This window comes from Caulobacter sp. P1_D6 (assembly GCF_056406095.1).
In genome coordinates this window covers 26,929-41,442 of record NZ_JBFUAW010000035.1, presented here as the reverse complement: position 1 = coordinate 41,442, position 14,514 = coordinate 26,929, and the positions used below count along the sequence as shown (strand labels likewise).

The following is a 14,514-nucleotide window of genomic DNA, read 5'->3' as shown; positions in this document are numbered from 1 at the left end:
GGGCCGCAGCGGGGGCCGGCGCGGGGGCCGGAGCAGCGGCGGCGGCCGGAGCGGCCGGAGCGGCGGTAGCGGCGCCGCCTTCGGTCACCACGCCCAGCACCGTGCCGGGCACCACGGTCGCGCCTTCCTCGGCGGAGATCGAGGCCAGGACGCCGTCGGCCGGAGCCACGACTTCAAGGCTGACCTTGTCGGTTTCCAGCTCGACGAGCAGTTCGTCCTTCTTCACCGCCTCCCCGGCCTTCTTGGTCCAGCGGGCCACCGTCGCTTCGGTAACGGATTCGCCGAGGGCGGGGGTCATGATGTCGGCCATGTGGGGTTCCGATGTCTCTTGTTTGGTCCGGCGGGTTCAGTTCAGGATCTGAGCGAAGCGATCAGGCGAAGGCTTCGTTCAGGAAGGTCTCGAGTTCTTTCATGTGGCGGCTCATCATGCCGGCGGCCGTGGAGGCCGAAGCCGGACGGCCGACGTAGCGGGCGCGCTTGGCCTTCACGTCGAGCTTGGCCAGGCTGAGCTCCAGCCACGGATCGACAAAGGTCCAGCCGCCCATGTTCTTGGGTTCTTCCTGACACCAAACGAGTTCGGCGTTCTTGAACCTTCCGAGCACGGCCAGCACCGACTTCAGAGGCCACGGATAGAACTGCTCCAGGCGCACGATGTAGACGTCGTCGCGGCCGGCCTTGGCCCGGGCGTCGATCAGGTCGAAATAGACCTTGCCCGAGCAGGCGATGACGCGGGTGATCTTGTCGTCGCTCTTCAGCTGAATCCCACCGACGTCGCAACCGGCTTCGGCGCCGTCGATCATCACGCGGTGGAAGCTGGAGCCCTCGGCCATGTCGGCCAGGTTCGAGACCGCCTTCTTGTGACGCAGCAGGCTCTTGGGCGTCATGACGATCAAGGGCTTGCGGAACTCGCGGTGCATCTGGCGGCGCAGGGCGTGGAAGTAGTTGGCCGGGGTCGTGCAGTTGACCACCTGCATGTTGTCTTCCGCGCACGACTGCAGGAAGCGCTCGAGGCGCGCCGAGCTGTGCTCGGGGCCCTGTCCTTCGTAGCCGTGCGGCAGCAGCATGGTCAGGCCGCTCATCCGCAGCCACTTGCGCTCGCCCGAGCTGATGAACTGGTCGATGACCACCTGGGCGCCGTTCACGAAGTCGCCGAACTGGCCTTCCCACAGGGTCATGGTGTTCGGGTCGGCCAGCGAGAAACCGTACTCGAAGCCCAGCACCGCCTCTTCCGACAGAGCCGAGTCGATGACCTCGTAGTGGGCCTGGCCGGGGCGGATATTGTTCAGCGGCGTGTAGTGCTCTTCGGTCGTCTGGTCGATGATGTCCGAATGGCGCTGGGTGAAGGTGCCGCGCACGCTGTCCTGGCCGGACAGGCGGACGGGGAAGCCCTCGTCGAGCAGGGTGGCGAACGCCAGGTGCTCGGCGGTGCCCCAGTCGATGTTCTCGCCCTTTTCGATCGCCTCGCGGCGGTTCTCGATCACGCGCTTGACGGTCTTGTGGGCGTTGATGCGGTCCGGAATGGTCGTGATCTGGCGACCGATCTCCAGCAGCCGGGTCTTGGCGACGTCGGTCTTGCCCTTGCGCTCTTCGTCGCCGGGCAGGGCCAGGCCCTTCCACTTGCCGTCCAGCCAGTCGGCCTTGTTGGCCTTGTAGCCCTTGCCGGCTTCGAACTCGTTGTCGAGGAAGGTCTCGAACTCGCTGACCCAGCCGTCGACTTCGCCCTGGGTGGCGACGCCCTCGCCGACCAGGCGCTGGCTGTAGAGTTCGCGGGTCGAGATGTGGTCCTTGATCTTGGCGTACATCAAGGGCGAGGTCATCGTCGGGTCGTCACCTTCGTTGTGACCGAACCGGCGATAGCAGAACATGTCGATGACCACGTCCTTGCCGAACATCTGGCGATATTCGGTGGCGACCTTGGCCGCGAAGACCACGGCTTCGGGGTCGTCGCCGTTGACGTGGAAGATCGGGGCTTCGACCATCAGCGCCACGTCCGACGGATAGGGCGAGCTGCGCGAATAGCGCGGGCTGGTCGTGAAGCCGATCTGGTTGTTGACGATGAAGTGGATGGTGCCGCCCGTGCGGTAGCCCTTCAGGCCCGACAGGGTGAAGCACTCGGCCACGACGCCCTGGCCCGCGAAGGCCGCGTCGCCGTGGAGCAGCAGCGGCAGCACGTGGCCGCGGCCGGCGTCCGGCTGCTCGCGCAGGGTGAACGCCTGCTTGGCGCGGGCCTTGCCGATCACCACCGGATTGACGATTTCCAGGTGCGACGGGTTGGCGGTCAGCGACAGGTGGACCTTGTTGTCGTCGAACTCGCGGTCCGACGAAGCGCCCATGTGGTACTTCACGTCGCCCGAACCCTCGATGTCCGAGGGCACCGACGAGCCGCCTTGGAATTCGTGGAAGATCACGTGGTAGGGCTTGCCCATCACGGCGGCCAGGGTGTTCAGACGGCCGCGGTGCGGCATGCCGATGACGATTTCCTTCACGCCCAGCGCGCCGCCGCGCTTGATGATCTGTTCCAGCGCGGGGATGCAGGCCTCGCCGCCGTCCAGACCGAAGCGCTTGGTGCCTGGGAAGCGCTTGTGCAGGAAGCGCTCGAAGCCCTCGGCCTCGATCAGCTTCTTGAGAATGGCGACCTTGCCCTCCTTGGAGAACACGATTTCCTTGTCGCGACCCTCGATGCGCTCCTGCAGCCAGGCCTTCTCGGTCGGATCCGAGATGTGCATGTACTGCACGCCGACGTTGTCGCAGTAGGTGCGGCGCAGGATCGACAGGATCTCGCGGATCGTCGAGGTCTCCATGCCCAGCACGAAGTCCAGGAAGATCGGGCGGTCGTAGTCGGCTTCCGAGAAGCCGTAGGTCGACGGATCCAGCTCGGGGGCCGAGGTCTTGGGCTCAAGGCCCAGCGGGTCGAGATTGGCGGCCAGGTGGCCGCGCATCCGGTAGGCCCGGATCATCATGATGGCGCGCAGGCTGTCCAGCGTGGCGGCGCGGACGGCTTCGGCCGACGTGCCCGGAGCCTTGGCCTCGATGGCCTTGGTCATCTTGGCTTCGACGGCGGGGGCCACGGTCGGCCACTGGCCGTCGAGGGCCGACAGCCACTCGGGACGGACGACCGGCGCCTGGCGAGGCGTCCAGGTCGGGTCCTGCGCGGCGCGCTTGACCTGGTCGGCCTGGTCCGAAAGCGTGGCGAAGAAGGCGCCCCAAGAGGGCTCGACCGATCCAGGGTTCTCCGCCCACCGGGCATAGAGATCTTCCACGAACGCCGCATTGGCGCCGTAGAGGAACGAGGTCTCGGTCAAGACCTGATTGATGATGCCTGCGTCGTCCGCCATCGTCTTTGCCTTACGATCCTTTTACGCCACCGCTAACCGCGTTGCGTAAATATAGTCTCTCAATCACCGGACGCCCGTATAACGAACGGGGCCCAGGTGATTTTTTCGGATCGTCGACTGGCGGTCGCAAAAAACCTGGGCCCCGCGCGGGGCGGGGTTTCGGTGTCGTGATTAGCCTTTGAGCACCTCGAGGAGGGTCTCGCCCAGCTTGGCCGGCGACGGCGAGACACGGATGCCCGCGGCTTCCATCGCGGCGATCTTGTCTTCAGCGCCGCCCTTGCCGCCCGAGATGATCGCGCCGGCGTGGCCCATGTGACGGCCGGGAGGGGCCGTGCGGCCGGCGATGAAGCCAACCATGGGCTTCTTGCGGCCGCGCTTGGCTTCGTCCGCCAGGAACTGGGCGGCTTCTTCCTCGGCCGAGCCGCCGATCTCGCCGATCATGACGATCGACTTGGTGGCTTCGTCGGCCAGGAACAGCTCGAGGATGTCGATGAACTCGGTGCCCTTGACCGGGTCGCCGCCGATGCCGACGGCCGTGGTCTGGCCGAGGCCCGCGTTCGTGGTCTGGAACACGGCTTCGTAGGTCAGGGTGCCCGAGCGCGAGACGACGCCGACCGAGCCGTTCGAGAAGATCGAACCCGGCATGATGCCGATCTTGCACTGGTTCGGGGTCAGGACGCCGGGGCAGTTCGGGCCGATCAGGCGCGACTTGCTGCCTTGCAGGGCCTTCTTCACCTTGACCATGTCCAGCACCGGGATGCCTTCGGTGATGCAGATGATCAGCGGGATTTCCGCGTCGATGGCTTCCAGGATCGAGTCGGCCGCGAAGGGCGGCGGGACGTAGATCGCGGTGGCGTCGGCGCCGGTGACTTCGCGGGCTTCGCCGACCGTGTCGAACACCGGCAGGCCGATGTGGGTCTGGCCGCCTTTGCCCGGGGTGACGCCGCCGACCATCTTGGTGCCGTAGGCGATCGCCTGTTCCGAGTGGAACGTGCCCTGGGCGCCGGTGATGCCCTGGCAGATGACCTTGGTTTCAGAACCGATGAGGATGGACATGAGAGTTACGCAGCCCCTTTGACAGCGGCGACGATCTTCTCGGCCCCGTCCGACAGGTCGTTGGCGGCGATGACGTTCAGGCCGCTTTCCGAAATGATTTTCTTGCCGAGTTCGACGTTGGTGCCTTCCAGGCGCACGACCAGCGGAACCTTCAGGCCCACTTCCTTCACGGCGGCGATGACGCCTTCCGCGATGATGTCGCAGCGCATGATGCCGCCGAAGATGTTGACCAGGATGCCCTTCACGGACGGGTCGGAGGTGATGATCTTGAAGGCCGCGGTGACCTTCTCCTTGCTGGCGCCGCCGCCGACATCCAGGAAGTTGGCCGGCTCGGCGCCGTACAGCTTGATGATGTCCATGGTGGCCATGGCCAGGCCCGCGCCGTTGACCATGCAGCCGATTTCGCCTTCCAGGGCGATGTAGGCCAGGTCGTACTTCGAGGCTTCGATTTCCTTGGGGTCTTCTTCGCTCTCGTCGCGCAGGGCGCGGATGTCCGGGTGGCGGAACAGCGAGTTGCCGTCGAACGACAGCTTGGCGTCCAAAACCTTCAGGTGATCGTCTTCCGTGACGATCAGCGGGTTGATCTCCAGCATGGCCATGTCCTTGGCCAGGAACGCCGTGTAGAGCTGACCCAGCAGGGTCGCGGCTTCCTTGGCCAAGCCGCCGGTCAGGCCCAGGGCCTTGGCCAGGGCGCGGGCGTGGGTCGGCCACACGCCGGTCGCCGGATCGATCGAGAAGCTATGGATCTTTTCGGGAGTGGCGTGGGCCACGTCCTCGATGTCCATGCCGCCTTCGGTCGAGGCGACCACCGAAACCATCGAGGTCTCGCGGTCGACCAGCAGCGACAGGTAGAATTCCTTGGCGATCGCCGCGCCTTCTTCGATGTAGAGGCGGTTGACCTGCTTGCCCTTGGGGCCGGTCTGGTGGGTCACCAGCACGCGGCCGAGCATTTCCTCGGCAGAAGCCTTGACGTCGGCGACCGACTTGACGACGCGGACGCCGCCCTTGGCGTCGGGGCCCAGGCCCTCGAACTTGCCCTTGCCACGGCCACCGGCGTGGATCTGGGACTTCACGACGAACACCGGTCCGCCCAGCTTTTCAGCGGCGGCAACGGCTTCTTCTGGCGTGAAGGCGGCGTAACCGCGCGGAACTGGAGCGCCGAACTCAGCGAGGACGGCTTTGGCTTGGTGTTCGTGGATGTTCATGAGGGACCGGTCTCGACGACGGCTTCTGAAATTGTGGCCGGGTTATAGGAGCGTGATTTCGCAGGCGCAACCGCGCTTGGACCGATTGTTCCGCCTATCTGAAAAAGTGGGCCTAACTGGCGCAACCCCGGAACTACTTGGACTTTTTCACCGAACGCTGAGTTCCCAGGGGTCAAGCCGACCCTTCCTCGCCACGAAAAAAGGTACCGCTACCACTCGCAACGCCGAATGACAGCCTTGTCATGCCCCTGGCTCGACCGTGAATGCCCCCTCACTTCACCGTCGCGGTGGCTCGCCGCTCAAGTTTTCCCCAGCCCACGCGCCCGCCCCGCGCGGCGGTCAGCACCGATTTGACCACCACGTAGTACATCAGCTGCCGGTAGCCGAAGCGCTGCACCGGCAGGTACGGCAGGTCGGCCCACGGGGCGCGCTTCTCCAGCGCCATGCCCAGGGCGCCGGCCGACAGGTCGACCAGGATGAACACCGCCCAGTAGAGCAGGCCGCGGATCGTGTCGTCGGGCGACCACTCCACCGGGTGGGCGATCACGCCGTAGAGACCCGAGATCAGGCTCCAGACCACCGCCAGGTCGACGAGCGGGGCGGCCATGGCCAGCAGGATCTGGAACAGCCAGATCTGCGGCAGGGCCACGAAGCCCAGGGCCGGGGTCTTGGGATTGAACAGCGCCGCGCGGTGCTTCCACACGCACTGCAGGGTGCCGAACGACCAGCGGAAGCGCTGCTTAAGCAGGCCGCCCACGGTGTCGGGGGCCTCGGTGAAGGCCTGGGCCGAGGGATCGAAGGCCACCTTCCAGCCCGCCCGCTGGCACGCGATGGTCAGGTCCTGGTCCTCGGCCAGGGTGTCGGCCGGATAGCCGCCCAGGTCGTCGAGCACGCTCTTGCGCCAGGCCCCGACCGCGCCCGGGACGACCGTCACCGCGCCCAGGGTCGCCAGGGCGCGGCGCTCCAGGTTCTGCGCGGTGACATATTCCAGGGCCTGCCAGCGGGTGACCATGTTCACCCGGTTGCCGACGATGGCGTTGCCGGCCACGGCCCCGATCGTCGGGTCCTGGAACCAGCGCACGAGGCGGCCGATGGTCTTGGGCGGGAACAGCGTGTCGGCGTCCAGGGCCACCACGTATTCGCCCTTGGCCACGGCCAGGCCGCGATTGACCGCACGCGCCTTGCCGCCGTTCTCGAAGCTCAGCAGCGTCACGCGCGGATTGTCGCCGTGGGCGCGGCGCACCTCGTCGGCGGTGTTGTCCTTGGAGCCGTCGTCGAGGACCAGGACCTCGACGTTGCGCCACTCGGACTCCAGGATCCGCGCCACCGAGGCGGCGATAACCTTCTCCTCGTTGAAGCAGGGGATCAGCACGCTGACCAGCGGACCGGTCTCGGGATCCAGGTTCTCGGGGCTCTGGTGCGTCCAGCGGTGGACCAGGGCCAGGCCCGCCAGGAACACCAGCCGCGCCAGGCCCAGGGCGATGGCGGTCAGGAACAGGCCGGTCAGCAGCATCTTCAGTGTACGGAACAATCCAAAACCGACGCGGTCCAGCCCCAAGGCCACCGGGTCGCGGTCGCTGATCGGCATCACCTGGGCCGGGCTCATGCCGGCCAGCTCGCCGACCGTGACCAGCCGGTAGCCGCGCGCGCGGATGGCGTCGATCAGGCCCGGCAGGGCGGCCACCGTGCGCGAGCGGTCGCCGCCGGCGTCGTGCAGCAGCACCACCTGCCCCGGCCGGTCGCCGGGATGGTCCAGGCGCTCCAGGGTGCGGTCGATGATCGTCTGCGGCGTCGGCTTCTGCCAGTCGTCGGGGTCGATCCGCAGGCCCACGACCAGGTAGCCCAGGGTCTGGGCGATCACGAGCGGGGCCACCTCGTGCGGGGTCGACGGCTCGGCGTCGCCGAAGAACGGCGGCCGGAATAGGCGCATCGAGCGGCCGGTGATCACCTCGAACAGGCGCTGGGTGGCGTTCAGCTCGACGTCGGTCTGGGCGATCGGGGTCTCGCCGATATTGGGGTGGGTCCAGGTGTGGCTGCCCACGTCGTGGCCCTCGGCGACCTCGCGCTTCACCAGGTCGGGCCGGGTCTGCATGTTCTCGCCGATCACGAAGAAGGTGGCCGGGGCGTTCTTCTTCTTGAGGATGTCGAGGATCTTGGGCGTCCAGCGCGCGTCGGGACCATCGTCGAAGGTCAGGGCCACCAGGCCCGGCTTCTGGCCGTAGCGCTGGATCACGTACGAGCTGGGCAGGGTCGTGTAGGCCTGGTCGGCGATCAAGCCGGTGTCGGGATCGAACTCCAGGGTCCGCTTGCCGGGGCTGGGCAGGCCTTCGACGCGCAGCACCTCGCCGCCGCCGTCGAAATCGACGCTGGTCCCGCTGGGAATGTGGGTCAGGCCGGCGGCCGAAGCCTGGCCGTAGGGCTTGCCCAGCACGCTCCAGACGCCCGGATCCTCCATGCCCATCCGCCACAGGCCGTAGCCGCGCGGCTTCCATTCGTCGGTGACCTTGATCTCGTTGAACAGGGTCGTGGCGTCCAGGAACCAGACCTCGTGGCTGTCGCCGCTGTCGTCGACATAGTCGTAAGTCGGGTTCAGGGCGTCGTCGTCCATGTCGATGGTCGCGTCGGCGTCCTGGGCGTTGCGCATGGCTTCATGGAACGTGACCGGCGAACCCGAGGCGGCCTTGCCGTTCTTGTTCAGGGTCCAGTCGTAGCCGTAGGCGCCCAGGGCCATGATCGTGCGGGCGGGATCCAGCTTGGCGAACCGCTTGGCCAGCTCGCCCTCGTACCAGTCCTGGCCGGCGTTGGGCCCGGCGTCGCCGCCGCCGTAGTGCTGGTCATAGGCCATCAGGACCAGGGTGTCGGACGCGTCCTGCAGCGCCTTCAGCGGCCAGTCCTGTCCGTCGAACGGCGCGGTGACCCAGACCTCGCGGCCCTGCGGCTTCAGCACCGCCCGAGCCTCGTCCAGCAGCTTGGGATAGTTCGACAGGCCCTTAGGCGAGAGGTTCTCGAGGTCGAAGACATAGCCGCCGTAGCCGCGCTTGACCGCCAAGTCGGCCAGGCCCGCGATCAGCCTGGCCCGCGCCTTGGGATCGGCCAGCAGGGCGTCGCCCAGCGGTCCGTTGAAGGCGGCGTTGGCCGAGTTGTGGACCAGGGGCAGCACGGCCGGATGGTTGGGGGCGGCCGCGATCCGCGCCACGCCCTGCGGGTCGTCGTCCAGCGCGATGTCGCCGTCCGAGCCCCTCAGCGCCACCCACTGCGGCGAGACCACGTCCAGCTTGTCGATGTTGCGGCGCAGGGACTCGCGGGAGTCCTCGTCCCAACTGACATAGAAGCCGACGCTGATCGGGCGGACCTGGGCCGAGCCTGTCGCGGCGGTCGGCCGGGGCACCTTGCGCCAGTCGAGGTTCGGCTTGAGCCGATGCGCCGTCTCCTTGTGCAGGGACGACAGGACGTGCGGGTCCTTCAGGGTCACCGACGGCAGGCGCGGGGCGAAGGCCAGGGTGGCCAGGAAGGCCGCGACGATGGCCGCCAGGGCCGAGAGGGTGATCCCCAGGATCAGCCGCATCCGCCGGTCCCGCCGCCCGGTGGGGTCGTGGAAGATATGCCGGTCGTCACTGCCCATGGTCGCGGTCCCGCGTTCGTCAGCGGGCTCTTGTAACCTGAACGTGTCGGAACGGTGGCGTTTTAGCGGGTGCGCCTATTCGACCCAATCCTTGGCCAGGCGCCGCGAGGCCAGAAAGAACAGCAGGGCGGCGACCAGGTAGAAGCCCATGCCGGTATAGATCGACCAGCGCAGGGACTCCGCGCCGAACGCCGGCTTCAGCAGGTCCGAGACCAGGCCGAAATAATAGGTGCCGACCGCGATCCCCAGCAGGTTGTTGATCAGCAGGAACAGGGCCGAGGCCGTGGTCCGCATCGGGGCGGGGGCCAGGTGCTGGACGGCCGCCGTGATCGGTCCCAGCCACGCCAGGTTCAGGCCGGTGGGGATCAGGAAGATCGCGAAGGCCAGGGCCAGGGCCGCGAAGCCTCCCCCCTCTCCGCCCAAGCCGCCGACCAGCGAGCCGCTGTTCATGGCCAGCAGGAAGCACGGCACCGAGATCAGGAAGGCCACCGCCGGGGTCAGCGGATAGCCGGCCTTGGACTTCGCGCCCAGCCGGTCGGCCACCGCCCCGCCCAGCCAGATGCCCATCAGGCCGCCGAAGAAGGCGATGCCGGAATAGTACCAGGCGGTCTCGCGCAGGGTCAGGCCCAGGCTGCGCATGAAGAACGACGGCAGCCACAGCGCCACGCCGTAGCCGCAGACCGAGGACGAGGCCGCGCCGAACGACAGCAGCCAGAAGCTGGGCTTGGCGGCCAGCACCCGGACCACCTCGCCCAGCGGCGCGGCCGGGGCCTGGACGGTGGTGGTGTCGCCCACGGCCATGTCGGCCCCGCCCCGGCGCGGGTCGCGCACGACCAGCCGGAAGATCGGTGCCAGGGCCACGCCGATCAGCCCCACCACGATGAAGGCCGTCCGCCAGCCGAAGTGCACGGCCAGCAGGCCGCCCACGAGGGTCCCGGCCGCCGTGCCCAGCGGGATGCCGAACGCGTAGGCCGCCAGGGCGCGGGCCCGCTGATGCTTGGGGAAATAGTCGGCCAGCATCGAATAGGCCGGGGCCACCCCGCCCGCCTCGCCGATGCCCACGCCCATCCGGGCCAGGAACAGCGCCGAGAATCCGCCGGCGAAGCCGCACAGGGCGGTGAAACCGCTCCACAGGGTCAGGGCCGTGGTCATGATCCACACCCGGCTGAAGCGGTCGGCCAGCCAGGCGATCGGGATCGCCAGGGTCGTATAGAGCAGGGCGAAGGCCAGGCCGCTCATCAGGCCGAACTGGCCGTCGCTGAGGCCGAACTCCTCCTTGATGGGCTTGGCCAGGATGCCGAGGATCTGCCGGTCCAGGAAGTTGAGCGTGTAGACCAGGATCAGCATGGCCAGCACGACATAGCGGTATCGCGAGCCGGCGGCCGGGGTGGTGGAGGTCTGTGCGTCGCTCATCGGATCCCGCCGCGATTCGTGAAGTGGACAAAGAAACGGCGGCGGCTCGTTTCAGCAAGCCGCCGCCGTGAAGTCGAGGTTGGGGAGAGGTTAGAACTTGACCTCGACCGTCGCCGAATAGGTGCGCGGCGGGCCGTAGAAGCCGATCACCGAGTTGTTGTAGGTCGGGACGCCGAAGTTGTAGCCGCCGGTGCGGTACCGCTCGTCGGTCAGGTTCTTGCCGGCCAGCAGCACCTTGAAGCGGCCGTTCTCCGGAGCCCAGCTCGCCGTCAGGTCGACCAGGGTGAAGGCCTTCTGGTCGAGCAGCGGCAGGGGCTGCTCGAACTGCTGGTAGTCGTCGCGATAGCTGACCATCGGGGTGATCGCCAGCTCGCCGCCGCCCACGGTCCCGCGCCAGGTCAGGCTTACATTGCCCGTCCATTCGGGGGTGTTCTGGAAGCCGTAGAGGTCGGCCACGTTGACGATCTGGCCGCCGGCCGGGATCGTCTGCGATGGGTTGACGGGGTTGGGCGCGCCGGCTGGGACGAAGCGGCTGAAGGTGTCGTACTCGGCGTGGATGTAGCCCAGGGCCACGGTTCCCGACAGGTTCTGGCTGAACGCCGCCTTGGCCTCGAACTCGACGCCGTACAGGGTGGAGGCGCCGGCGTTGTCGACCGAGCTGGCGATGCCCGAGGGCACGACCACCTGGGTGGTGACCTGCTGGTCCTTGTACTTGGACAGGAAGGCGGCCGAGGCGAACGACAGCCGCCGGTCGAACAGGTTGCCCTTCAGGCCCACTTCGTAGGCGTCCACCGTCTCGGGATTGTAGCCGTTGACGGTCTGCGGGGTCAGGAAGGCGTCGCCGCGCATGTCCCAGCCGCCCGACTTGAAGCCCTTCGAATACGAGACGTAGGTGTTCAGGTCGTCGGTCAGCTCGTACGAGGCCGACAGGCGCGGGGTGAACTCCGAGAAGGTCTTCGTGGCGCCGTAGTCCGTGCGCACCTGCAGGATCGGCCGCGGCGTGCCGCCCTGGTAGGGCGAGCGCGTGGCGCCGAGGTAAAAATAGCGGAAGGTGTTGCTGCGCTTGTGGTCGCGGGTGGCGCGGGCGCCGACCGAGACCTTGAAGCGGTCGGTGAAGTTGGCGCTGGCGTCGAAGAAGGCCGCGAAGCTCTGGGTGCTGACCTTGCCGCCGTCGGCGATCGAGACGCCCAGATTGCCGGCGATGGTGTCGAACTCGCCCGAGGCCTGGCTGTTCATGTAGTAGAGGCCGAACACGCCCTGGACGGTCTCGTCCGAATAGACCGCCTGCAGTTCCTGCGAGAACGACCGGTCGTCGTAGGTGGCGGGAATGTCGAGGGTCGGCACGGGCGTGCCGTCGAAGTCGATGACGGTGGTGGTGTGGCCCTTGCGGCTGGCGGTGATCGACTTCAGCGTCAGGCTGTCGGTGGCGTGATATTCGCCGGTCAGCGACACGCCCTCGGTCTCGACCGAGTTGGAGTCGCCCAGGCCCGCCTGGGTGTCATAGACGTCCAGCACCGGGTAGTTGCCGACCAGGGCCGGCAGTTCGCGGTGGCCGTGGCGGGGGTTGGAGTCGTCCTCGACCTTGTCGTAGGCCAGGCGGAAGAACAGGTCGTCGGTGGGCTGGTACTCGGCGCTCAGGCGGATGGCCTGGACGTCCTTGTTATAGTGCTCGGCGCCGGTCGTCAGGTTCTTGCCGTAGCCGTCGCGCTTGTAGAGGGCGTAGGCGCCGCCGACCGACAGGCCGCCGGCCACGGGCGTGTGGCCCTCGACCAGTAGGTCGGTCTGATTGTAGCTGCCGTAGGTCGCGCGGACCTTGCCGCCGGCCTCGTCGCCCAGGCGGTTGGTCACATACTTGATCGCGCCGCCGATGGTGTTGCGGCCGTACAGCGTGCCTTGCGGGCCGCGCAGCACTTCGATCCGCGAGACGTCGAACACGTCCAGCACCGCGCCCTGCGGCCGGTAGATGTAGACGTCGTCGACATAGAGGCCGACGCCGGGCTCGTAGCCCCACAGCGGATCCTGCTGGCCGATGCCGCGGATGTAGGAGATCAGGGTCGAGTTCGAGCCCCGCGCGGTCTGCACCGTGGTGTTCGGCGAGGTCTGCGACAGGGTGGTGATGTCGTTGGCGGCCTGGCGCTCCAGGGTCTCGGCGGTGAAGGCCGAGACGGCGACCGGCACGTCCTTGAGGGTTTCCTCGCGGCGGCGGGCCGTGACGACCAGTTCCTCGACCTGCGCGGAGTTCGCGCCGGCGGACGCTTCCTGAGCGACCGCGGTGGTCGCGGCGGCCGACCAGGCCGCGCCGGCCAGCAACGCCAGCTTGAGCATCGTTTTCATCGGGTTTCCCCTCCCCTATGCGTTCCGTCCCGTGCCGGACCGGCCCGTTGAACGGACGCATTTCCCGGCTTCCGCGAATTCATTCGTTCGCGAATTGGATAACACTGTCACCCAGACCGGGAGTTTGCGCCAGCCTTTTTTCATCATCTGATGAAATGAAGGCGTGAGACGTTACAAGCCTTTGGGAAGATAGGGAAATCAGCCCTGTGGCGCGCGGGCGATCACCGCCTCGAAGCCCGCCGCGCAATAGGCGAACAGTCGGGCCCGCACCGCGCCGAGGTCGCTGGAATGGCACAGCCCCTCGGACAACGAGTCGATGCGGCCGGTCTCCGACAGGGCCAGCATCATCGAGCCGGTCAGGAACTGGTAGCTCCAGTAGAGGTCGCGATACTCGGCGTCCGGACGAACCACCTTCAGGGTCTCGACCAGCCGATGGACCACGGGGTCGAAGAACCGCGCCATGGTCTCGCCGCCCCAGGCCGGGGTGTTGTTCACCTGGGCCACCAGGGCGAAATAGCTCTTCCACCCCTGGCCGCCGTCCTGGGAGATGCGCAGCAGGGGTTCGATGAAGGCCTCGATCACCCCCTCGACCGTCATGGTCCCGGGATGGCTCTTCTCGTAGGCGTCCATCGACAGGCCGCGGGCGGTGTTGAGGATCTCGGCCCGGCGCAGGAACACCGAGTCGAACAGCTCGCGCTTGGCGCCGAAATAGTAGTGGATCAGGGCGGTGTCGACGCCGGCCTCGGCCGCGACCTGGCGGATGGTGACGCCGTGGAAGCCGTGACGCGCGAACAGGCCCTCGGCGGCGTCGAGGATGGTCTCCTTCAGGTCCCGCCCCGTGGCCTTGGCGGGGCGGCCGCGACCGGCCGGCTTTACAGGGGAGGCCGGCTGGGCGCGAGGGGCTCGAACTTGCGACGTCATGCTCTGTGGTCCGCGCATTGCTTGACCGTTCGTAGGCCTCCTATCGCGGGCCTGGCAAGCGCGGCGCGTATTAGCCGAACACGACCTGCCACATCAGCCGGCCCGGCAGGAAGGCGAAGGCGCCGGCGATCAGCAGGCCGCCGACGAACAGGCCGGTCATGGTCCGACCATGCAGGCGGACATTGTGCTTGCGGGCGGCGAACACCCCCATGGGCAGGGCGATCAGGGTCCAGCCGGCGAACAGGTGCAGGAAGCTGAAGCTTCCGGCGTTGGCGCGGTGGATGAACAGCGACGAGATCGCCGCCGTCGCCATGGCGACCACCCAGATCCAGCCCAGGGTGCGGTGGACGGTGTTGCCCTTCAGGCCCAGCATCAGGGCGATCCCGACCGCCAGGGCCGTGCTGACCGCCGCGACGTGGATCTGGATCTGGATCGGCGCGGCCGCCAGCAGTCCGAAGTTCGGCGCGTGCATCTGGCCCTTCAGGTGCAGGAAGCCGGCCAGGGTCGCGGCCGGCCCACGGCCTTGCGCCGCCCCCACCGCCAGGATAAGGCCCACGGTGACGGCCAGGCCGACGACCACCATGCGCAGAAAGCGGGCCGGACCGATTGACAGGCTGGTGTCGGACAT

The 14,514-nt window shown here is 67.5% G+C and carries 9 protein-coding genes; all 9 read right to left on the bottom strand.

What is annotated here, in order from left to right; genetic code table 11:
- Positions 1–310, bottom strand: a 310-nt coding sequence (locus tag AC1DYP_RS19070; protein ID WP_477047662.1) for a biotin/lipoyl-containing protein, incomplete at its 3' end; no start/stop codon positions are given.
- 61 nt (positions 311–371) lie between these two features.
- Positions 372–3,335: a 2-oxoglutarate dehydrogenase E1 component gene (locus AC1DYP_RS19065; RefSeq protein ID WP_477047661.1), complete on the bottom strand. Its 2,964-nt coding sequence runs from the start codon at positions 3,333–3,335 to the stop codon at positions 372–374.
- Between the two features lie 171 nt (positions 3,336–3,506).
- A complete protein-coding gene (gene sucD / locus AC1DYP_RS19060) occupies positions 3,507–4,391 on the bottom strand; it encodes a succinate--CoA ligase subunit alpha (protein WP_477032383.1) in 885 nt (294 codons plus the stop codon).
- Between the two features lie 5 nt (positions 4,392–4,396).
- Positions 4,397–5,596, bottom strand: a complete 1,200-nt coding sequence (sucC, locus tag AC1DYP_RS19055; RefSeq protein ID WP_477047660.1) for an ADP-forming succinate--CoA ligase subunit beta — start codon at positions 5,594–5,596, stop codon at positions 4,397–4,399.
- Positions 5,597–5,867: 271 nt separating this feature from the next.
- Complete coding sequence (locus AC1DYP_RS19050; protein ID WP_477047659.1) at positions 5,868–9,218, bottom strand: glycosyltransferase; 3,351 nt, start codon at positions 9,216–9,218, stop codon at positions 5,868–5,870.
- A 75-nt stretch (positions 9,219–9,293) separates the two neighbouring features.
- Positions 9,294–10,631, bottom strand: coding sequence for a spinster family MFS transporter (locus AC1DYP_RS19045; protein ID WP_477047658.1), 1,338 nt, complete (start codon positions 10,629–10,631; stop codon positions 9,294–9,296).
- Between the two features lie 90 nt (positions 10,632–10,721).
- Positions 10,722–12,965, bottom strand: a complete 2,244-nt coding sequence (locus AC1DYP_RS19040) for a TonB-dependent receptor (protein ID WP_477047657.1) — start codon at positions 12,963–12,965, stop codon at positions 10,722–10,724.
- Between the two features lie 198 nt (positions 12,966–13,163).
- Positions 13,164–13,886 (bottom strand): TetR family transcriptional regulator, encoded by a 723-nt coding sequence (locus AC1DYP_RS19035; RefSeq protein WP_477047656.1) that lies wholly within the window; start codon positions 13,884–13,886, stop codon positions 13,164–13,166.
- A gap of 70 nt (positions 13,887–13,956) precedes the next feature.
- On the bottom strand, positions 13,957–14,514 hold the full coding sequence (locus AC1DYP_RS19030) for a DUF2306 domain-containing protein (RefSeq protein WP_477047655.1): 558 nt from the start codon (positions 14,512–14,514) through the stop codon (positions 13,957–13,959).